Origin of the sequence: Streptococcus peroris ATCC 700780 (assembly GCF_000187585.1) — a bacterium.
GTDB lineage: Bacteria > Bacillota > Bacilli > Lactobacillales > Streptococcaceae > Streptococcus > Streptococcus peroris.
Genome location: NZ_GL732463.1, coordinates 482,912 through 503,012, shown reverse-complemented (window position 1 = coordinate 503,012; position 20,101 = coordinate 482,912). Strand labels below are relative to the sequence as shown.

The 20,101-nt window shown below is 38.7% G+C and carries 26 protein-coding genes; 2 read left to right on the top strand and 24 right to left on the bottom strand.

What is annotated here, in order from left to right; translation table 11 throughout:
* Positions 1 to 54 precede the first annotated feature (54 nt).
* On the bottom strand, positions 55 to 1,677 hold the full coding sequence (locus tag HMPREF9180_RS04450; RefSeq protein ID WP_025168638.1) for a putative polysaccharide biosynthesis protein: 1,623 nt from the start codon (positions 1,675 to 1,677) through the stop codon (positions 55 to 57).
* A 105-nt stretch (positions 1,678 to 1,782) separates the two neighbouring features.
* Between HMPREF9180_RS04450 and HMPREF9180_RS04445 the strand changes: the two genes are divergently transcribed.
* Positions 1,783 to 3,228, top strand: a complete 1,446-nt coding sequence (locus HMPREF9180_RS04445; protein WP_006145282.1) for a UDP-N-acetylmuramoyl-L-alanyl-D-glutamate--L-lysine ligase — start codon at positions 1,783 to 1,785, stop codon at positions 3,226 to 3,228.
* 31 nt (positions 3,229 to 3,259) lie between these two features.
* Here the strand turns inward: HMPREF9180_RS04445 and HMPREF9180_RS0101720 are convergent, their stop codons facing one another.
* The 23 genes from HMPREF9180_RS0101720 to HMPREF9180_RS04335 form a co-directional block, all read right to left on the bottom strand.
* Entirely contained in the window at positions 3,260 to 3,460 is a 201-nt protein-coding gene (locus tag HMPREF9180_RS0101720; protein ID WP_025168637.1) for a CsbD family protein, read from the bottom strand.
* A gap of 96 nt (positions 3,461 to 3,556) precedes the next feature.
* Positions 3,557 to 4,207 carry a DUF1803 domain-containing protein gene (locus HMPREF9180_RS04440; RefSeq protein WP_006145280.1) on the bottom strand — a complete coding sequence of 217 codons (651 nt, stop codon included), beginning with the start codon at positions 4,205 to 4,207 and terminating at the stop codon, positions 3,557 to 3,559.
* The gene (locus HMPREF9180_RS04435; RefSeq protein ID WP_006145279.1) at positions 4,191 to 4,703 is read right to left on the bottom strand and encodes a YiiX/YebB-like N1pC/P60 family cysteine hydrolase; all 513 of its coding nucleotides are present in this window, start codon (positions 4,701 to 4,703) and stop codon (positions 4,191 to 4,193) included. The genes HMPREF9180_RS04440 and HMPREF9180_RS04435 overlap by 17 nt, the downstream gene beginning before the upstream one ends.
* A 122-nt stretch (positions 4,704 to 4,825) precedes the next feature.
* Complete coding sequence (locus HMPREF9180_RS04430) at positions 4,826 to 5,149, bottom strand: DUF2568 domain-containing protein (protein WP_244261767.1); 324 nt, start codon at positions 5,147 to 5,149, stop codon at positions 4,826 to 4,828.
* 56 nt (positions 5,150 to 5,205) lie between these two features.
* The gene (locus HMPREF9180_RS04425) at positions 5,206 to 6,141 is read right to left on the bottom strand and encodes a manganese-dependent inorganic pyrophosphatase (RefSeq protein WP_025168636.1); all 936 of its coding nucleotides are present in this window, start codon (positions 6,139 to 6,141) and stop codon (positions 5,206 to 5,208) included.
* Positions 6,142 to 6,225: 84 nt separating this feature from the next.
* The gene (locus tag HMPREF9180_RS04420) at positions 6,226 to 6,510 is read right to left on the bottom strand and encodes a GIY-YIG nuclease family protein (RefSeq protein WP_006145276.1); all 285 of its coding nucleotides are present in this window, start codon (positions 6,508 to 6,510) and stop codon (positions 6,226 to 6,228) included.
* Positions 6,500 to 7,249 (bottom strand): tRNA1(Val) (adenine(37)-N6)-methyltransferase, encoded by a 750-nt coding sequence (locus tag HMPREF9180_RS04415; RefSeq protein ID WP_006145275.1) that lies wholly within the window; start codon positions 7,247 to 7,249, stop codon positions 6,500 to 6,502. Before HMPREF9180_RS04415 ends, HMPREF9180_RS04420 begins: the two co-directional genes overlap by 11 nt.
* A 44-nt stretch (positions 7,250 to 7,293) precedes the next feature.
* The gene (locus tag HMPREF9180_RS04410; protein WP_083801013.1) at positions 7,294 to 7,683 is read right to left on the bottom strand and encodes a S1 RNA-binding domain-containing protein; all 390 of its coding nucleotides are present in this window, start codon (positions 7,681 to 7,683) and stop codon (positions 7,294 to 7,296) included.
* Positions 7,658 to 9,058 carry a Cof-type HAD-IIB family hydrolase gene (locus tag HMPREF9180_RS04405; protein ID WP_006145273.1) on the bottom strand — a complete coding sequence of 467 codons (1,401 nt, stop codon included), beginning with the start codon at positions 9,056 to 9,058 and terminating at the stop codon, positions 7,658 to 7,660. The genes HMPREF9180_RS04410 and HMPREF9180_RS04405 overlap by 26 nt, the downstream gene beginning before the upstream one ends.
* A 300-nt stretch (positions 9,059 to 9,358) precedes the next feature.
* Positions 9,359 to 9,598, bottom strand: a complete 240-nt coding sequence (gene rpsR, locus HMPREF9180_RS04400) for a 30S ribosomal protein S18 (RefSeq protein WP_000068664.1) — start codon at positions 9,596 to 9,598, stop codon at positions 9,359 to 9,361.
* A 31-nt stretch (positions 9,599 to 9,629) separates the two neighbouring features.
* Positions 9,630 to 10,100 carry a single-stranded DNA-binding protein SsbA gene (gene ssbA / locus HMPREF9180_RS04395; protein ID WP_006145264.1) on the bottom strand — a complete coding sequence of 157 codons (471 nt, stop codon included), beginning with the start codon at positions 10,098 to 10,100 and terminating at the stop codon, positions 9,630 to 9,632.
* 11 nt (positions 10,101 to 10,111) lie between these two features.
* Positions 10,112 to 10,402 carry a 30S ribosomal protein S6 gene (gene rpsF, locus HMPREF9180_RS04390; RefSeq protein ID WP_002896497.1) on the bottom strand — a complete coding sequence of 97 codons (291 nt, stop codon included), beginning with the start codon at positions 10,400 to 10,402 and terminating at the stop codon, positions 10,112 to 10,114.
* A gap of 128 nt (positions 10,403 to 10,530) precedes the next feature.
* The gene (locus HMPREF9180_RS04385; RefSeq protein ID WP_006145259.1) at positions 10,531 to 11,187 is read right to left on the bottom strand and encodes a CBS domain-containing protein; all 657 of its coding nucleotides are present in this window, start codon (positions 11,185 to 11,187) and stop codon (positions 10,531 to 10,533) included.
* Positions 11,188 to 11,555: 368 nt separating this feature from the next.
* Positions 11,556 to 12,266: an ABC transporter ATP-binding protein gene (locus tag HMPREF9180_RS04380; RefSeq protein ID WP_006145257.1), complete on the bottom strand. Its 711-nt coding sequence runs from the start codon at positions 12,264 to 12,266 to the stop codon at positions 11,556 to 11,558.
* Positions 12,266 to 13,030 (bottom strand): ABC transporter ATP-binding protein, encoded by a 765-nt coding sequence (locus HMPREF9180_RS04375; protein WP_006145255.1) that lies wholly within the window; start codon positions 13,028 to 13,030, stop codon positions 12,266 to 12,268. Before HMPREF9180_RS04375 ends, HMPREF9180_RS04380 begins: the two co-directional genes overlap by 1 nt.
* Positions 13,030 to 13,986: a branched-chain amino acid ABC transporter permease gene (locus tag HMPREF9180_RS04370; protein ID WP_006145254.1), complete on the bottom strand. Its 957-nt coding sequence runs from the start codon at positions 13,984 to 13,986 to the stop codon at positions 13,030 to 13,032. The genes HMPREF9180_RS04375 and HMPREF9180_RS04370 overlap by 1 nt, the downstream gene beginning before the upstream one ends.
* 3 nt (positions 13,987 to 13,989) lie before the next feature.
* Positions 13,990 to 14,859: a branched-chain amino acid ABC transporter permease gene (locus HMPREF9180_RS04365; protein WP_006145253.1), complete on the bottom strand. Its 870-nt coding sequence runs from the start codon at positions 14,857 to 14,859 to the stop codon at positions 13,990 to 13,992.
* Between the two features lie 117 nt (positions 14,860 to 14,976).
* Positions 14,977 to 16,134 carry an ABC transporter substrate-binding protein gene (locus tag HMPREF9180_RS04360; RefSeq protein ID WP_025168635.1) on the bottom strand — a complete coding sequence of 386 codons (1,158 nt, stop codon included), beginning with the start codon at positions 16,132 to 16,134 and terminating at the stop codon, positions 14,977 to 14,979.
* Positions 16,135 to 16,220: 86 nt separating this feature from the next.
* Positions 16,221 to 16,493 carry a YlbG family protein gene (locus HMPREF9180_RS04355; RefSeq protein WP_006145246.1) on the bottom strand — a complete coding sequence of 91 codons (273 nt, stop codon included), beginning with the start codon at positions 16,491 to 16,493 and terminating at the stop codon, positions 16,221 to 16,223.
* Positions 16,494 to 16,569: 76 nt separating this feature from the next.
* A complete protein-coding gene (locus HMPREF9180_RS04350; RefSeq protein ID WP_006145241.1) occupies positions 16,570 to 17,160 on the bottom strand; it encodes an ATP-dependent Clp protease proteolytic subunit in 591 nt (196 codons plus the stop codon).
* 173 nt (positions 17,161 to 17,333) lie between these two features.
* Entirely contained in the window at positions 17,334 to 17,963 is a 630-nt protein-coding gene (upp, locus tag HMPREF9180_RS04345) for a uracil phosphoribosyltransferase (protein ID WP_006145239.1), read from the bottom strand.
* A gap of 87 nt (positions 17,964 to 18,050) precedes the next feature.
* Positions 18,051 to 18,518, bottom strand: a complete 468-nt coding sequence (locus tag HMPREF9180_RS04340; protein WP_006145238.1) for a deoxycytidylate deaminase — start codon at positions 18,516 to 18,518, stop codon at positions 18,051 to 18,053.
* Between the two features lie 18 nt (positions 18,519 to 18,536).
* Positions 18,537 to 19,094, bottom strand: a complete 558-nt coding sequence (locus HMPREF9180_RS04335; protein WP_006145237.1) for a TetR/AcrR family transcriptional regulator — start codon at positions 19,092 to 19,094, stop codon at positions 18,537 to 18,539.
* Between the two features lie 124 nt (positions 19,095 to 19,218).
* Here HMPREF9180_RS04335 and HMPREF9180_RS04330 point away from each other — a divergent pair, with 124 nt between their 5' ends.
* A complete protein-coding gene (locus tag HMPREF9180_RS04330; protein ID WP_006145236.1) occupies positions 19,219 to 20,064 on the top strand; it encodes a DegV family protein in 846 nt (281 codons plus the stop codon).
* The last annotated feature ends 37 nt before the right edge of the window (positions 20,065 to 20,101 follow it).

Sequence of the window (20,101 nt, the reverse complement as noted above, 5' to 3'; positions counted from 1 at the left end):
GTTTGAAGTTTTTAAGATAAAAAAGTTCAAACTGTTCGTTTTATTTATAAACGTTTATGATAATTTCAATCGTGCTCGTAACTGGTCAGCTTTTGCCTTTCCGATAACTTTATCTAAGAGTCGAGTATAAAGACTCATAGCTCCGTAGAGTCCACCACCAATTACACCGATTAGGGCAACATAGAAGAAGCTCCACAAACGTCCAGATGGTTGGAAGACAAATCCAAGAAGCCATTGTAAAAAGCCAACTAAGATAAACATAACTAGAGTCAAAATAGTGACTAAAATTGTTCTCTTCAAAATGATCTTACGACGAGCTCCTGTTATCTGACAGACTTCACGATATATCAAAACAATTGGAATGATGAGACCTATGGTTGTTGAAATCAAAGGGCCATAACTATGGAAAATCGCTATGGCTGGCAATTGAAGGACAAGTTTAGCGATAGCTCCATAAACAAAATATAGAACTGCTTTGCGATTTCGAAACATAGCCTGAAGCATTGGTGATAAGACCATATACAGACCCAAGATAGTTGACTGCAAAACAGCAAATACAAACAATCCCAAGGCTAGATCATCTGGTTTGCCATAAAATACTGTATAAAGAGGCTCACCCACCATAACTACTCCAACTGTAGCAGGTAAAAGAAATAAGAAAAGCATGGTGATACTATTTTGAACTAGACGAGCAGCTGCTGGTAAATCACTCTTGACATAGTTCTCTGTTAGGAGGGGAAGGCCTACACCACCGATTGAAACTCCCACCGAAATTAATATCATGGTAATCTTATTAGGATTAGCAGAGAAATAAGAAAACATGACTACTAAGTCTTCATTACTGTAGTTGGTAAACCACTTCATGCTATTGATAAAGGTCATTTGGTCCAGAATTTGGAAAAGTTGAATTGCTGAACCAGTTATAATAAAGGGAATAGCTTCCTTAATCGTATCGACCAAAAGACTTTTGCCGTCAATTCTATCGCGCGTTTCAAATACTTTTTGAAGTAATCCTTCCTTAAATAGGAAATAAAGCAAGACTGCAAAACTTGCGACCATCCCAACAAAGGCTGCAAAGGTAGATTGAGTTACTGCAGATAGATAATCCTTCGAACCGAGCTTCATGATGATAAAGGTGGCTAAAAGCATCCAAATAACACGGATAACCTGCTCAGCGATTTGACTCATAGCGTAAGGTTTCAGGTTGTTCATCCCTTGGAAGAAGCCACGGATAACACTCATAGATGGAAAAATCAAGACAGCCCATGCTAGACTTTGCATAATGGGAATCAAATCTTTCCCCACACCCGAAAGATCAGCCAACCAAGGGGAAAACAGATACAGAACTAAAGCAAAGACAAAACCGAGCCCCGTCATAAAGCCGAGGAAACTTCGAATCAGGGCAAAACTATGCTCTTCTTCCTGCATAGTATTGTATTTAGCCACTTGCTTTGCAACCGCAACCGGAATTCCTGCTGTTGAAATTAGTAAGAACCATGCATAAATATTATACCCCATGGTAAAGAGGCCATTGGCCTTTGCCGCATAAGTTCCCATCCAGATATACCAGGGAATGATGTACACTGCTCCAAGTAAGCGACTGATAAAGTTACTAGCAGTTAGCCAAGCAGTCCCTCGTAACATCTGGGCTTGCTGATGATTAGTTTCGTTTGACATAGCTTCCTCATTCATATTTAATCACTAGGAAAAGTTCCTTATCTTCCATTATAAACTTTTCCTTGTTACTTGTAAATTTTGGGCTCGAAGTTTATAATAGAAAGTATGATAAAGATTGAAACTGTTTTGAATATTTTAAAAAAAGATGGTCTCTTCCGTGAAATTATCGACCACGAAAATTACCTCTATAACTACACGAATGTTACGTTTGATAGCATTAGCTATGATAGTCGAAAAGCCAAAGAAAACTGCCTCTTTTTTGCAAAGGGTGCAGCTTTTAAAGAAGAATATCTTGTGTCAGCTATCTCACAAGGTTTGGGCTGGTATGTAGCTGAAAAAGATTACCAAGTCGGTATCCCTGTCATTGTAGTTAATAACATCAAAAAAGCCATGAGTTTAATTGCCATGGTGTTTTATGGCAATCCTCAAAAGAAACTCAAAATTCTAGCCTTTACCGGAACTAAGGGGAAGACGACAGCAGCCTACTTTGCTTATCATATCTTGTCTCAACGTTACCAAACCGCGCTCTTGTCCACTATGAATACCACTTTAGATGGCAAGACATTCTTTAAATCTTCATTCTCAACACCCGAAAACATCGATCTCTTTGACATGATGGCACAAGCCGTTAAGAATAACCGTACTCACCTCGTCATGGAAGTTTCCAGTCAAGCTTACCTAGTTCACAGAGTTTACGGTTTAACCTTTGATGTTGGGGTATTCCTTAACATTACTCCTGACCATATTGGTCCCATTGAACATCCGACTTTTGAAGACTACTTCTACCACAAACGGTTACTGATGGAAAATAGTCGTGCTGTTGTAGTCAATAGTGATATGGACCACTTCAACCTTCTCAAAGAAGAAGTTGAACAAAAAGAACATGACTTTTATGGTAGCCAGTCTGATAATCAAATCAAAAATTCCAAGGCCTTTCGCTTTTCAGCTACTGGAAAATTGGCAGGAGATTATGATATTCAATTAATCGGACATTTCAACCAAGAAAATGCTGTAGCAGCAGGTCTTGCCTGTCTGCGTCTCGGAGCTAGTCTAGAGGATATCCAAAAAGGAATTGCCGAAACTCGAGTTCCAGGCCGTATGGAAGTTCTGACTCAGAAAAATGGGGCCAAGGTTATCATTGACTATGCCCACAATGGCGATAGTCTTACAAAACTAATCTCCGTTGTTGAAGAACATCACACTGGTAACATTGCACTCGTTCTCGGATCCACAGGAAACAAGGGAGAAAGTCGCCGAAAAGATTTCGGTCTTCTTTTAAACAAGCATCCTGAAATTCAAGTATTTCTCACCACAGATGATCCTAACTACGAGGATCCACGTGCAATCGCTGATGAAATCAGTAGCTACATTGAGCATCCCGTTAAAACAATCATCGACCGTGAAGAGGCTATTAAAACTGCAATGTCTATTACCAGTCAACCATTAGATGCAGTCATCCTTGCAGGAAAAGGAGCGGATTGCTACCAAATCATCAACGGCGTAAAAGAAGAGTACCCGGGTGATGCAGCCATTGCAAAACGTTATTTATAAACCAAAAACAAGGGATAAAATCCCTTGTTTTTTAGTCTTCTTTTTTAAAAGAGTTTTTCAAACCATTTACTGCACCTTCAACAGTTTCTTTTACTTCTTCAGCTACTTCTTTTAGCTTAGCAACTGTTTTTTCTGTGGTACCTTCAGCTTGAGTTTTACTATCTCCAGTAAGTTTACCAAAACCTTCTTTAATAGAACCTTTAGCTTGGTCAAATTTATTTTCAACTGACATATATTTGTCTCCTTTTATTTTTCCGATAAAAATATCGATTGGTTTCAGTATATCTTTATTCCTACTCAAAGTCAAACAAATAGCTCAAAAAAAAAGTTAAACCAAAACGAAAGTTAGCCTCTCCCGATCAAAATCAACCGCTAATTCGTACTTACTTGCATCATTTTTTCGAATATACCCTAAGATTTCTAAGCTATCCACAAAAATGTCTCGACGTTTTTGCTGGACTTGGTCTTTTTTGAGAAACTTGAGCAAAAAGGTTGTCATATACTTGAGAGCATACTCTGGATTAACATCTCCTAAAATCCCATAAAGCTCTTGCTGCTGTGCTGTTAAAGGATACTGATGTTTAACCTTATAAAAATAATTGGATAAGGTCATTTTTTGTCTTGCAAAGTCCGTCTTTTCCACTAAAAGTGCTGCATTCGTATGATTGCGCAATTCTGTTTGAAAAAGTTTCTCCTGTAATTCCTGATAGACTGAGCTCTCTTCTCTCACAAAGACTTCCTGGTCTAATTCAAGAGAATCTGTAGACTCTAGAAATGGAAGACTGATATAATAGCGTTTATGTTCTCTCAAAATCAAGCCTGCTTTAATGTACTCCTCCATAAACTTATCAACTGGTATCTCTGGAAACTGAGCCTTGATTTCACGGAGGATAACATCATCATGCTGATCAAGATAGTCTACCAAATCTCTAAAGAATGGTTGTCGCGTCAAGCGAGATGGATTAAAAATCTGAATCATGAAGATTCCTTTCTTTACATACTAAAAGTGGAGAGGCTGCTAGTTGACTCGGGTTAGTGCCAGGTTGATTCAGAGGTACAGGAAGCCCCAACTCTCGATAATATTCTCTCCAGAAATCACTGATTTCCTGTGTATCATACCCAAACTTCATGGGAATGGTCTCAAAAATGGGTAAGATGGCTGCAATATATTGGGAACAGTAAAAACCGGTTCCATCTGGGTAAAAGGAAGCATTGTAGGGAGCCCCTAAGAGACTCTCTGCTCGCTTTTTGACCTCTGCACAATCAATCTGCTCATAGTGATAACGGTCATAGACTTTTCCAGCTTCAAAGAAGACCTCAGGAGACTGAGCAAGGACACCACCTTCTACCGTGGCATGATAGACCTGTCCGTCCAAAAAGATAGCCACGTGACTGTAGTTACCTGTAGAAGCCTGGATAGCCTGCCCCATTTCTGTATCTTCTCTCACAAAAATCAAATCGCCATTTTCTATCATCTTTCTCTCCTAGAAAAAAAGGAGTCGAAACTCCTTTAGTTATATGGAAAACATCGTTTTCTCGTGTCAATCTCTAGTCAAATAATTACCATTTAAATAATTCATTAACTATATTCCAAGAATCACTCTAGCTGAAAATAATAAAGAAGCACCAAACTTCCAAAAGACAGAGCTAAGTAGAAGATTCCTATTTGCAATCCATACAAATGCCAAAAAATACAACTAACTAAAATAAAAATCGACGTCTCAGCAACGAGGCGATGCCATTTTTTTAAAGCATGTGGAGATTTTGGCGCCATATATCGTGCCCAAAATAAGATTAATAGAACTGCTAGAAGAAAAAATAGGAATTTTTCCAGCCAAGAAATTTGTATTACAGACACGGAGAAAAGACCAAGTATTGCCACAACCTCAACCAAAAAGCGTAGCCCTTCAATCAATCGCATCATGCTATCACCTTCTATAAATAGTCAAATTAACAGTTCTAAATATTCCTTAAATATTACCCATTAAAGCTTTCAGTCAATTGTGGTACCACTTGTTTCTTACGTGAAACAGCACCTGGAAGGAAAGCATGGTTGTTTTCAAGTTTGAAGTTGAAAGCTGCTTCTACCTTGTCCATATTAGCACCAAGAGCCAAAATTTCTGAGTTTGAGTTGACGATGTCTGTAATCATCAAGACAAAGTCAGAGTAGCCGTTAGCTGCATTTGTAGCTTGGATAGCTGCTTCGATTTCAGCTTGGCGTTCCAATACTTCAGCAATATCAACTGTATTCACTTGAGCCACACGAACATTGTTTCCATTAAGTTCAAATGTCTTAGCATCGATATCAATCAATTCTTCAGCAGATTTGCTTGCCAAGTTTGTACCAGCCTTAAGCATGGCAAGACCGTATTCTTCCAAGTTTACACCAGCCAATTCAGCCAATTCAGGAGCAATGACTTTATCTGATGGGTGAGTGGTTGGAGATTTCAAAAGAAGAGTATCTGAAATCAAACCTGATAGCATTAAACCTGCGATTTCTTTTGGAACAGCTACGCCATGCTCTTTGAACATGCGGTAAACGATAGATGATGCTGATCCAACTGGTTCCAAACGCATGTAAAGTGGGCTGGCAGTTTCAAAGTTAGCCACACGGTGGTGGTCCACAACACCATAAACTTCAACTTCAGCAATATCTGAAACTGATTGTTGGAATTCATTGTGGTCTGTTAAGATGACTTGTTCTGCACCTTCTGCTTTAGCAGATGTGATCACGCGCGGTGCGTCTACACCAAAATAGTTCAAGACGAAAGCTGTTTCTTCATTTGGAGTTCCAAGAGCCACCGCTTCTGTGTCCAAACCGTATGCTTCTTTTGCAAGATAAGCAAAAGCTACAGATGAACCAATAGCATCTGAGTCTGGATTTTGGTGACCAAATACTAGAATCTTAGACATGATAATACCTCGTTTCTTTATTCTCTTTATTGTAGCATTTTTTTCAATTTTTGACAAAAGTAAGAGGAGCCAAAGGACTCCACGTTACACGTCAAAAGTATCGACTAAATTTCTATATTGACTCTCTTTGAGATAATGTTCTTTTTGCATGCGTGTCTTGCGCTTGAAAAGAGCTTCAGCAGACATGGCTTCTTCCTTACTATCAAAACCTTCTGCAAATATGAGTTTTACTGGCAATCGAGCTCGTGTATATTTGGCTCCTTTACCGCTATTGTGAACAGTAATCCGTTTCTTAACATCTGTCGTGTAACCAGTATAGTAGGAACCATCACAACACTCAACCACATACATATAAGCCTTATGATCCATAGTAAATCTCTTGAATTTCTGGTGTATAAGTACCATCACTATTATGAACAATGAGTGGTGGTAAAACCTTAAAACCACTAGTGGAGCCGTCCTTAATAGCCTCAATCAAAAGCATATTAGCTTCCTTCTCCCGTTTAGGATAAACAAATTGCAGACGTTTTGGAGCCAGATTATGCTGTTGGAGCGTAGCTAAGATATCTAATAATCGATCAGGACGATGAACCATTGCCAAACGTCCATTTGATTTGAGAATTTTTTGAGCACTTCTACAAATTTCTTCTAAATTAGTTGTGATCTCATGCCTAGCCAAAAGATAATGCTCGCTCTCGTTCAGATTAGAATGAGGATCTACCTTGAAATAAGGCGGATTGCATAAAATCATATCTACTTTGCTTCCTTGAAGATGATTAGGCATGTTTTTCAAATCATCACAAATGACCCGCATCTGTTCTTCTAAGCTATTTAAACGAACTGAGCGTTCTGCCATATCTGCTAGACGTTCTTGGATTTCTACAGATAGGATTTTCGCCTTGGTACGACTACTAGCAAAAAGTCCGACAGCCCCATTGCCTGCACAAAAATCCACAATTAAGCCCTTTTTAGGAAAACGTGGAAAACGTGATAAGAGGACACTATCCACCGAATAGCTAAAAACCTCTCTATTTTGAATGATTTTGATATCCGTAGAGAATAGTTGATTGATTCTCTCACCTGATTTTAATAACTGTTCTTCCATCATTTTTCCTAATTTGTCACGTCAGCTTCTTCACATATTTGAATGACCTAATGTTTCATCTCATTTAGATTCGAAAGAGCTTCTTTAGTCCATATTGGCATCATCTGTCCTAAAGGGGCAAAACCATATTTGTATCGATCGCTTGAAAAGCGTCTCCGTCTTGGTAGTTGATGTTTTTCTTCTTCTAAAGTACGGATGGAAAGACTAGCTTTCCCAGTAAACTCATCAAAATCAACCACTTGAACCTGTACTTCTTCACCAACTTTTAAAACGTCATGGATATTTTCTATAAATCCTGTCCGAATCTCTGAGATATGAATCAGTCCTGTCACTCCTGTTTCTAACTCAACAAAAGCACCATAAGGCTGAATCCCAGTAATACGGCCATTTAACTTATCACCGATTTTCATTTTAGTCCTCAATTTCAATCGTTTCAATGACTACATCTTCAACTGGCTTGTCCATTGCACCTGTTTCCACACCTGCAATAGCATCCAAAACCTTATAAGATGCTTCATCTGCAAGTTGACCGAAAACTGTATGACGGCGGTCTAAGTGAGGAGTTCCACCTTTTTCTGCATAAATTTCTGCAATTGGTTCTGGCCAACCACCACGAGCAATTTCTTTCTTAGAATATGGCAAGTGTTGATTTTGCACGATAAAGAACTGGCTACCATTTGTATTTGGTCCAGCATTAGCCATAGAAAGGGCTCCACGTACATTGTAAAGTTCTTCTGAAAACTCATCTTCAAATGACTGACCATAGATAGATTCACCACCCATACCTGTACCAGTTGGGTCCCCACCTTGAATCATAAAGTCTTTAATAATACGGTGGAAAATGACACCATCATAGTAACCATCTTTTGATAAAGCAATAAAGTTGGCTACTGTTTTTGGTGCATGTTCAGGGAAAAGCTTAATGTGCATATCTCCATGATTTGTTTTAATAGTCGCAATCGGACCTTCTACTGTTTCAATGTCTACTTGTGGAAAATGTAATTCTTTTTCTACCATACCAAATCCTTCTAAGGCATCAAAAATGCCGTTTTCTTCTATTGTTTTTGTAATATAATCTGCTTTTTCTTTGATTTTGTCATGAGAAATTCCCATAGCAACACTAATACCTGCATAATCAAAGAGTTCTGAATCGTTAAGACCGTCTCCAAAAACCATGACGTTTTCAGGTTTAAGACCTAATTGGTCTACCACTTTGGCTACTCCAGCTGCTTTTGAACCAGAAATCGACACAACATCTGATGAATGTTCATGCCAGCGTACCATACGCAAAGTTGATGCTAAACTTTCAGGCAAAGTCAAATCATCTCCCTGATCCTCAAAGGTCCACATCTGATAAATATCTTCTTTTTGGTAAAAATCAGGGTCCACATCTAAATCTGGATAAATTGGATCGATGGCCTGGCTAATCATTTCTGTTCGTCTAGATAATTTAGCCTCATGACTACCAACCAAACCGTAGTCAATTCCCACTTCCTTTGTCCAAGCAATATACTCCTCAACCTTATCCCTAGCGATTTTATGACTATACAGAACACTACCTTTTTTATCTTCAATATAGGCACCATTCAAGGTTACAAAGAAATCAGGCTTGAGTGCTTTAATCTCTGGTACGACGCCAAAAATGCCTCGACCAGTCGCAATTCCTGTCAAGATTCCTCTATCGCACAATTGTTGAAATACTGTAGGAATAGTACTTGGAATAAAGCCAGTCTTTGAATTACGTAAAGTATCATCTATATCAAAAAAGATAACCTTAATCTTCTTAGCCTTGTATCTTAACTTGGCATCCATTGCAAGACCTCCTTAACTCACTCTATTCATTATACCATAAACTGATGAAATTCCCTACTAACCCTATCCAGCTTGTAAAAAAGCGGTCTACCCGGACCTGAAAAAAAGACCCACCCGGGTCTAACTCGCCTTCTCGTTTCAAAACTCGTGAAAAAAAGACCCGTTGGGGTCTTAATTCGCTTTCTTGTTTTCAAGCTCATGAAAAAGAGGTCCGTTGGGGTCTAACTAGCTCTCTTGTTTTCGAGCTCATGAAAAAGAGGTCCACTGGACCTGAAAAAAAGACCCACCCGGGTCTTTTTTTTAATCTTCGTTTACGAAAGGCATCAAAGCCATTACGCGAGCGCGTTTGATAGCTGTTGTTACTTTACGTTGGTTTTTAGCTGAAGTTCCAGTTACACGACGAGGAAGGATTTTCCCACGTTCTGAAACGAAACGGCTAAGAAGCTCAGTATCTTTGTAATCAACATATTCAATTTTGTTTGCTGCGATGTAATCAACTTTTTTACGGCGTTTGAATCCGCCACGACGTTGTTGAGCCATGTTTTTTCTCCTTTATAGTATTAATTGTCCATTAGAATGGTAAATCATCATCTGAAATATCCAAAGGATTTGTTGATCCGAATGGATTTTCATCACGTGAAAAGTCTGGTACTGAATTTGTAGGTGCTGCATTGTTAGCAGTTGGGGCTGTATAAGCTCCACCAGTATGTCCCTCACGCACGCTACGACTTTCCAACATTTGGAAATTTTCAGCCACAACTTCGGTGATATAGACACGTTGTCCTTGCTGATTATCGTAACTACGAGTCTGAATACGACCTGTCACCCCGATAAGTGAGCCTTTTTTAGCCCAGTTAGCAAGATTTTCAGCCTGTTGGCGCCACATGACAACATTGATAAAATCAGTTTCACGTTCACCATTTTGACTCTTAAATGTACGGTTTACTGCAAGAGTAAAAGTCGCAACTGCTACATTTGATGGGGTATAGCGCAACTCTGCATCACGTGTCATACGCCCTACAAGTACAACATTGTTAATCATAATCTACCTTCTTACGCGTCAAGTTTGACGATCATGTGACGAAGAATGTCAGCGTTGATTTTTGACAAACGGTCAAACTCTTTAAGAGCTGCGTCATCATTTGCTTCAACGTTAACGATGTGGTAAAGTCCTTCACGGAAATCTTGGATTTCGTATGCAAGACGACGTTTTTCCCAATCTTTTGATTCAACAACAGTTGCACCGTTGTCAGTCAAGATAGAGTCAAAACGTGCTACCAAAGCGTTTTTCGCTTCTTCTTCAATGTTTGGACGAATGATATAAAGAATTTCGTATTTAGCCATTGATAGGTTCCTCCTTTTGGTCTAATGACCCCAAGACATTGCAAGGGGTAAGTGAGGTTTGCTCACAATAAACTATTATACTAGAAAAAAAATTTTTTCGCAAGTGTAAAACAATAATAGTTTACTCTTTAGAGTTTTTTAGCAGAAGTTTTTGCAATTTCATCTACGAGAATATCCTCTTCTTCGAATTTCTTCTTCAAGGAATTAAGATCAATCGTTCCCTCAATTTGAACTTCAATAACGATCTTACCATCTTTACGTGGAATATTAACGGTATGAGAGATATTAAGATTTTCCTCAACGATTAAAGAAACAATCTTACCTAAAACTCCAACTTCATTTTCTGTGATAAAACGAACACGGATTCCCTCTTCACCATAGCCAGCAATTTCAAGAAAGGCTCTGAATACATCTCTATCCGTAATAACGCCGTACAGTTGACCATTGTCAACAACTGGTAAAATACCAATCTTATTTTTTAGCATGAGATAAGTTGCATCTTCCAAACTTGCATAGCCTGAAACAGTAACAACATCACGAATCATGACATCTTTTACCTTTGTCTTGTTAAGCAAGTAGTTCATCTCAAAGATTGAAAGACTAGTTGCTTTAGATGGACTAGCTTCTGCTATTGTACCTTCCGTTACAAGGCCTACTAATTTATCATTTTCAATAACAGGAAGACGGTGTAAGCCTTGTTCACGCATCAAATCGGCTGCATGTGCTACATTTGTATCTGGACTAATATAAACGACCTTGCGAGTCATAAAATCTTTAACTGCCATAGGAAATCTCCTTAATGTTTATAGATTTATTATACACTTTTTACGAAAAGCTATCAAACGCTTTCATTTCTTTTTCAAAATTTAGAAAAATCTGATAGCTAAAAAGAAAAAGAGCCCCACCTAAGAGCTCTTAAACTTTTACTTATGTGGATTCTATGATTGCAAAGTAATCTATATCCGCCGACTAAAACAATCCAGTGGATTTGATGATTGCTTTGCAATCTCTATCCGCCGACTAAAAAGGTCCCCCGGACTAGATGAAGATTGTTTGCGCAATCTCTATCCGCCGACTAAAAAGGTCCCCCGGACTAGATGAAGATTGTTTGCGCAATCTCTATCCGCCGACTAAAAAGGTCCCCCGGACCTTTTTAGCCACCTAGATATGCTTTTCTGACTTCATCTGATGCTGCGAGTTCTTTTCCTGTGCCTGATAGGACAATCTTTCCTGTTTCAAGTACATAGCCTCTATCTGCAATAGCAAGTGCTTTATTGGCATTTTGTTCAATCAAGAGAACGGTTGTTCCTTGTTTTTGGATATCCTGGATAATATCAAAAATTTCTTGTATAAAAATCGGAGCAAGTCCCATTGATGGTTCGTCTAACAAAAGAAGTTTCGGTGTTGACATGAGCGCACGTCCCATAGCAAGCATCTGCTGTTCACCACCAGATAGAGTAGCCGCATCTTGGTTTTTACGCTCTTCTAAACGTGGAAAACGTGAAAAGACTTTTTTCAAATTCGCTTGATTTTCTTCACGATTTTTCTTAAGAAAGGCTCCCATCTCCAAATTTTCCAATACTGTCAATCCTGGGAAGACGTGACGACCTTCTGGTACTTGAGAAAGTCCTGATGCCACAATCTTTTGCGCAGGCATCTTTTGGATTTCTTGCCCCAGAAATGCAATTCTACCAGAACTTGGGCGAACAAGGCCTGACAAGGTACGAAGAATGGTTGTTTTACCAGCACCATTGGCACCGATGAGGGAAACAACTTCTCCTTCATTTACTTCAAAGCTCACATCACGTACAGCCTGAATCATACCGTAGTGTACTGAGAGGTTTTCAACTTTCAACATAGACATTAGGCTTCACCTCCTAGATAAGCTTCGATAACTCGTTTATTGCTCTTGATTTCCTCTGGAGTCCCATGAGCAATCAAGCGACCATATTCGAGAACATAGATACGTTCTGTCACATCCATGACCAAGTTCATATCATGTTCAATCAGCATAATAGTAATGTTGAATTCATCCTTAATCCGACGGATTAATTCAGTCAACTCAGCTGTTTCCTGTGGATTCATACCTGCTGCAGGTTCATCCAAAAAGAGAATTTTAGGTTCTGTAGCAAGGGCACGTACAATTTCCAAACGACGTTGTTGGCCATAAGCAAGATTTTTTGCAAGGGTTTGAGCATCCTTATCGAGTTCAAAAATCTTCAGCAAGTCCATCGCTTTTATTTTTAGTTCTTCTTCGTTCTTGTAATAGGCAGGTAAACGGAAGAAACTAGCCAAAACATGCTTTTTGTGATGATTACTAAAAGCAATCAAAACATTCTCTAAAACTGTCAAATCCTTAAAGAGACGAATATTTTGGAAGGTGCGACTAAGTCCTAGAGAGGCAATCTTATAAGGCTGTTTCCCATTTAATAAATGTCCATCCAAGGTTACTGTTCCTTCGCTTGGTTCATAAACTCCTGTCAACAAGTTGAAAAGAGTCGTTTTACCAGCTCCATTTGGCCCAATCAAGCCAACAAGTTCCCCTTCATTCAATTCAAGAGTTACATCTCCAACAGCTGTTAAACCACCAAAATGCTTGGTTAACTGTTTTACTTCAAGTAATGCCATTAGTTTTGTCCCTCCTTCTTACCTTTTTTAAAGAGACGTGACAGGCTCAATTCCCATGTTCCAAGAAGACCACCTGGTCTGAAAATCATAACAAGTACCAAAGCCAGAGCATAAATAATCATGCGAACGCTAGCCACGTCTTGAAGAAGCATATTCAAAATTCCAAGAACAATTGCAGCGACAATTGACCCTGTAATTGATCCTAAACCACCAAATACAACGATAATCAAGATATTGATGGAGTTGATAAAAGTATAATCCTTTGGAACTACAGAACCGATAAAACCAGCTTGGAGAGAACCTGCAATACTTGCCGTAATGGCTCCGAAAACAAAGGCAATGATTTTAATCTTAGTAGTATTGACACCTACAGACTCTGCTGCAATTTCGTCTTCACGAACAGATAAGGTCGTTCTCCCAATCGGACTACGAAGAAAATTCAAAGTCGCTATCGTCGTAAGGACCGCAAAAATGTAAACCATTGGCCAGCTTGTGAAATTTGGAATCCCTAAAATCCCAGCAGCACCATTGGTAAGACTTCCACCATTTATAATGAAAATACGAATAATTTCTGCGACACCTAGAGTTGCAACAGCAAGATAATCTCCTTTTAAGCGAAGCGTTGGAATACCGACAATCAAAGCAACAGCTCCAGATATCAAGGCTCCTAGTAACATTGCTCCAAAGAAAGCACCATAAGTAGGAGATTTAGATCCGATAATAGCTGCCGCATAGGCACCAATTGCCATAAAACCAGCATGGCCCAGTGAAAACTGACCTGAGAAACCAACGATGAGGTTCAGACCAACAGCAAGAATAATATTAATACCGATTTGTTCTAAAATCTGGATATAGAAAAGATTGAGGACCCCGGCTAAAACTAAAACTTGGATCAAGATAAAACCTGCGACCAAAAGACCAAGCCAGGCTAAATTTGCTTTTAAATTTTGTTTCATGGCTTACACCTTCTCTTTCACATTTTTACCAAGAATACCTGCTGGTCTTACAATCAAGATCAACAATAAGATTCCAAACACAATCGCATCACGGAAATCAGACATACCAAAGGCCGTTGCGAATGTTTCCAATAGACCAATAACAAAGCCTCCTAGAGCTGCACCAGGAATAATTCCGATACCACCAAGAACAGCTGCTACGAAAGATTTCAAACCTGGAGTAACCCCCATCAACGGTTCTAAAGAGTTATAGTAAAGGGCAATGAGAACTCCTGCCGCACCCGCAAGGGCTGACCCTAAAGCAAAGGTGAAACTAATCGTACGGTTTACGTTAATCCCCATCAACTGGGCTGCATCACTATCTACAGACACTGCACGCATGGCTTTCCCCATTTTCGTTTTTTGTACGATAAGCTGTAAAAGTACCATCAAGACCAGGGAAACACCCAAAATTAGCAGTTGAATATTTGTCAAACTGATGGGCCCTAGGTCATAACGTACTGTTTGGATTGCTTGAGGGAAGGCACGAGTATTGGCACCTACTAGATAAACCATCCCATACTCAAGTAAGAAAGAAACCCCGATAGCTGTAATTAGTACAGATATTCGAGTTGAATGACGCAATGGACGGTAAGCTAGGAACTCAATGACAACACCGAGAATAGCTGAACCAATCATTGATAAGATTAAAGCTACGAAGAAATTTAATTGTAGAGAATTAATCAAAAAATAACCCATGAAAGCACCCATCATATAGATATCACCATGAGCAAAGTTAATGAGTTTGATAATTCCATAAACCATGGTATAACCCAAGGCCAGTAGTGCATAGACACTTCCCAGAATTAAACCATTGACAAGTTGTTGAAGCATATGGTCCACTCTTTCTAATTATTATTTTTAGGATTTTTAAAAATATAATCACTCTATAAATACTGAAACAGGGAGTGAGTAAAAGCTCATTCCCCATTTTCAATATCTATCAATAAATTATGGTTTTACGACTTCTGCCGCATCTACCTTACCATTGTTCATGGTCATCATGAAGGCTGTTTTCACTGTATTGTGGTCTGAGTCAAAACTTGTTTGTCCTGTCACACCTTCAAAGTTTTGTGTTTTAGCAAGGTTATCTTTAAGTTCTACAGATGTTTTAGCACCTTTTGCTGCATTTGCTACAAGGTATACTGAGTCGTAGGCAAGTGCTGCAAATGTTGAAGGTTCTTCATTGTATTTTGCACGATAGGCTTCAAGAAAAGCTTTTGCTTTATCAGAAACATCAACCGTAGAGGAGAATCCAGAGATGAAGTAGATATTTGAAGCTCTTTCAGCAGTTGCTTGTTGAACAAACTCTTCACCATTGAAGCCATCACCACCGATGATTGGTTTATTGATTCCCATACCACGAGCTTGGTTTACAATTTTACCAGCTTCTGTGTAGTACCCTGGCAAGACAATCGCATCAAAATCTTTGTCTTTAATTTTTGTCAAAGCTGCTTGGAAATCTGTATCTCCTGATACGAAGGTTTCGTCTGCAACAATTTCGCCTTGATAAGAATCACGGAAGGCTTTTGCAACACCCTTAGCGTAATCGCTTGAGTTATCAGAATACAAGACAACTTTCTTAGCGTTCAATTTGTTTGAAACATAGTTTGAGATGATCTTTCCTTGGTAGCTATCTTGGAAGGTACCAATGAAAAGGTAGTCTTGACCTTTTGTAAGTCCATCTTGAGTAGCACTAGGTGAAATCAATGGAACTGCTGCTTTAGTAGCATTTGCTACAGATGCAGCAGTTGCACCTGATGTAGCAGGTCCGACAACTACTGATACTTTTGATTGAGTTACAAGGTTAGTTGTAACAGACGCAGCTTCAGCTGTTTCAGATTTATTATCTTTATCAACTACTTCGATTTTTTTACCGTCAACACCACCAGCCGCGTTGATTTCATCAACAGCAAGTTGAGCACCTTTTTGTTCAGATGTTCCGTAGGCCGCTACTGCTCCAGTTTCCTCAAAGTTGAAACCAACTTTAATCGTATCTCCAATTGTATTACCAGTTGCATTTGATGTACCTGATTTTACTTCACCACACGCAGCAAGAACTGCTACACTTGCAAGAGCTACAAGTGAGAATGCAAATTTTTTCTTCATGTTTATCTCCTTTTTGAATTCATAATTCATTTATATGTTAAGAATATACCGAATTATCTGACAATTGTCAACTCATATAACTCAATTTATTCAATGATAACGTTTTCTTTATATTTATAAAGACTTCCAACAAATGGCATCTCCAATTCTTGGATATGACACAATCGAACATCCTTAATAAATTTTTCTTTTTCCAAACGATTGGCTATCTCTTCTATCTCTTGAGTAGGTGCATATAATTGTACATAACGATGTTTTTTTGAATGATAACAAATATCGCCGTAACTTTGAAGTTTTTTGGCATCACGATTATAATAAAGGTAGACAATCAAGCCAGACCGGCTCTCTTTTTCAAACATAGTAAATCCACTTTCTAAAGAATCTTTATCCCATTATAGCAAAAAAAGCAAACTCAGTCGAGTTTGCTTTAGTAGATTAATTCAAAGAATTATTGGCCATAATTTCATCGATAAATCCATATTCAAGAGTTTCTTGAGCACTCATCCAGTAATCACGTTCAGCATCTACATGGATTTGCTCAACTGATTTACCAGAATTATCTGCAAGAATTTGCTCTAAATTCTTACGGGTTTTGAGTAAGTGTTCAGCAGCAATAGCCATGTCTGACTGTTGCGTTCCGCCACCTGTACCACCCATTGGTTGGTGAATCATGTATTCAGCATTTGGAAGCATGAAGCGTTTACCTTTTGCTCCACTTGATGCAATAATTGTTCCCATGGATGCAGCCATCCCCATAACGATAGTTTGGACATCTGCCTTGATAAAGTTCATGGTATCTACAATTGCCAAACCAGCTGATACAGAACCCCCAGGAGTATTTACATAAAGGTAGATATCTTTTGTGCTATCTTGAGCATCCAAGAAAAGCAACTGGGCAATAACTGAGTTCGCCATATTGTCTTCAACTGGTCCAGTCAACATGATGATACGATCTTTTAAAAGGCGTGAGTATATATCATATGAACGTTCTCCACGACTTGTTTGTTCAATAACTACAGGAATCATTCATTTCTCCTTCTGATTTCAATATTTCTTAGTCAAACGACTCGATACAGGATTATTATATCTTTTTAGTCAAAAAAGGTCAAAATTTTGCTCTATTCTTTTAGACAGATACAAAAATTCAACCTTCTTTCGAAACTAAAACCAATTATCAGATTTAGTGTAAGCTTAGAATCTTATTTAGTTCCGAACAAACGGTCCCCAGCGTCACCAAGACCTGGAACGATGTATCCGTGTTCGTTCAAATGTTCATCCAAGGCTGCTGTAAAGATTTCAACATCTGGGTGAGCCTCTTGAAGAGCTTTTACTCCTTCTGGAGCAGAGACAAGGCAGACAAACTTAATGTTTGAAGCCCCACGCTTTTTGAGGGAATCAACAGCCAAGATTGCTGAACCACCAGTTGCAAGCATTGGATCAACCACAAAAACTTGACGTTGATTGATATCTTCAGGTAATTTTACCAAGTATTCGACTGGTTGAAGTGTTTCTTCATCACGGTACATACCAATATGGCCCACTTTAGCAGCTGGTACTAAGCTTAATAATCCATCAACCATCCCGATACCCGCTCGCAAGATTGGGACAATTGCTAGTTTTTTACCAGCAATCTGTTTTTGTACAGTCTTAGTAATAGGTGTTTCAATTTCTACATCTTCTAAAGGAAGATCACGAAGAACTTCATACCCCATCAACATGGCTATTTCATTAACTAATTCACGAAAAGCTTTTGTTGAGGTATCTGTACGACGTAAGATTGATAATTTGTGTTGAATCAATGGGTGATTGATGACTTCAAGTTTTGCCATTTATGCGTATCCTACTTTCAATTTGTTCTTCTAATTATACCAAAAAATGGTTTAAAAATCTTTCTAAACCATTTGTTTTTTCATATTCTATATCAGGTCAGTTTCCTTAATGGCTAGCTGAACTGTTTCAAGTGGTAGATGAGTCAACTCTGTTCCTTTTTCATGATAAAGGTGTTGGGCATAGTCATCCATTCGATATTGGTTAATATAAACGACCCGCTCACAGCCAACTTGTAACAATTGCTTGGTGCAGTTGAGACATGGAAAATGAGTAACATAGGCTGTGAAACCTTTTGGAACGCCACGCTCTGCCCCTTGCAAAATAGCATTTACCTCTGCATGAAGAGTGCGCACACAGTGGCCTTCAATCACTAGGCAATCATGGTCAATACAATGCTCTGTTCCTGATACAGATCCATTATAACCTGTTGAAATAACCTTGTTATCCTTGACTAAAACGGCCCCTACCTTAGCACGTTTACAAGTTGAACGATTAGCAATCAATAAAGCTTGAGCAGCAAAATACTCATCCCAAGCCAGTCTTTTTTCTGTCATAGCTTCTTTCCTCTTGATTTATTTTTTAAAAAATGGCAAGCGCAAATCTGCGATTTTTTCAGCAGGAACCTTCATCCCATCCTTGATCCATTTAAGTAAAACCGATACGATAGCGGAACTCCAAAAAGAATGCAGATAGCTACTGACTCCTTTAGATTTTCCATAATATTTTTCTAAAAATTCTTGCATAGCTTGCACAAAGATTTTTTCTAAGTGATAATCTAGGGCAAGTTGAATAACCTTAGCTTCTTTCTTGGCTTCTCGAAAGAGGTGAACCCAAACCAGATAAAGGTCTGTTTTGACATCGTAATGGCCCAATTGCTCCATGATGTTATGAACGCTCCGTTTAAAGACACTTTCTAAAATCTCTTCTTTGGATTCATAGTTTCGATAAAAGGCTGCACGAGAAACGCCAGCACGCTTAACTAACTCAGAAATGCTAATCTTAGCTAACTCCTTTTTCTCCAAGAGTTGCAAAAGAGCTGTTTCAATCGCTTCTCTGGTTAGCAAATTAGATTCTTGATTTGACTTTCTTAGATTCTCAAGCGATTTTTCAGATATTTTACGTTCAGACATAACAATTTCTTTCTACTTGTGACAACAGAGAGGTACTACTTTTGTTTCAAGGGCTTTCATGATATAATTGTAAAAAAAGACAGAACCTTTGTCAATGTATAAGTGATAAAGATGGAGAATTTCTATGACTTGGAAGATTGTAGCTGACTCTGGTTGTGATTATCGCCAACTGGCAAACCTTGCTTCTGATACTGAGTTTGTCAGTGTCCCATTAACGATTCAGGTAGCAGATACAGTATTTACCGATGATGCCAATCTGGATATTGATCAGATGATGGAAACCATGTATGCTACTTCTGAAGCTTCTAAATCAGCCTGCCCTAGTCCAGATGATTATTTAAGAGCATTCGAAGGTGCCAAACATATTTTTGTAGTAACTATCACTGGAACTCTGTCTGGTAGCCACAATAGTGCTCAATTAGCAAAGAATATTTATCTCGAAGAACACCCTGACGCACAGATTCATGTTATTGATAGTTTGTCTGCTGGTGGAGAAGTTGACCTAATCGTCGAAAAGATCAATGACTTGATCAACCAAGGACTTTCTTTTGAAGAAGTGGTTGAAGTTATTACTACTTATCAAGAAAAAACCAAGTTGTTGTTCGTTCTTGCTAAAGTGGATAACTTGGTTAAAAACGGTCGATTGAGTAAGCTTATTGGTACAGTTGTCGGGCTCCTCAATATTCGTATGGTCGGTGAAGCAAGCGAAACCGGAACCTTGGAGCTCCTCCAAAAAGCTCGTGGTGCCAAGAAATCTCTTCAAGCTGCTTATGAAGAGTTAATTAAAGCAGGCTATGCTGGTGGGCGTATCGTCATGGCTCACCGTAGCAATGAAAAATTCTGTCAACAGCTTTCAGAGCTCTTACGAGAAAAATTCCCAGCAGCAAATATTAAAATCATTCCAACTTCTGGACTTTGTAGTTTTTATGCTGAAGAGGGTGGTCTTCTCATGGGATATGAAATCAACTAATAAATCAGACAAGAGATGACTTATCATCTCTTGTTTT